General features: G+C 64.2%; 1 protein-coding gene. It reads left to right on the top strand.

Features of this window, described 5'->3' with window-relative positions; genetic code table 11:
- The coding region (locus tag ACKGJN_RS16880) for a hypothetical protein (RefSeq protein WP_409540740.1) at positions 1-483 on the top strand (483 nt) is incomplete at its 5' end.
- Between the last annotated feature and the right edge of the window lie 26 nt (positions 484-509).

Below are 509 nucleotides of genomic sequence, written 5' to 3'. Positions count from 1 at the left end.
CGTGAATCCGCCCGCATGTCCAGGAACCGCGATGCGGTGGGCCAGGAAGTGCAGTACCGCCTGATCGAGCCGCCGATCGTTCCGAGCAAGCCGACCGGCCCCAACCGGCCGCTTTTCCTCACCGCGGTCCTGATCCTGGCCGCGGCGGCCGGCGCGGGCTTCGCCCTGCTGTTGGTGATCCTCGACACCAGTTTCTCGACGGCGGTGGAGCTGCGCAACTTCGCCGGCATTCCGGTGCTCGGCTCCGTAACAGACACCCGGAAAAGAACGGCGCGACGTTTCGTCGACACCGCCGCTCTTGGCGGTGCCGTGGCGGGCCTCGTTATGGTCTTCGGCCTGCTGCTGGTCATCGAGCGGCAATACGGTCTGGATACCTTTGTGGCAGCTGACATGGGCGGAAACATCTTCGAGCGGGGCTCTCAGGTGCTGATTGAGAGCGCGACGAATTTGCTGACCTGGCTGCGCGGTCTGGTCGAACCCTAGAACTGGCGAACAGAAGATATGGACGA

Origin of the sequence: Gillisia xinjiangensis (assembly GCF_046298265.1) — a bacterium.
GTDB classification, from domain to species: Bacteria; Bacteroidota; Bacteroidia; order Flavobacteriales; family Flavobacteriaceae; genus Gillisia; species Gillisia xinjiangensis.
This window is presented reverse-complemented; position numbering and strand designations above follow the sequence as displayed.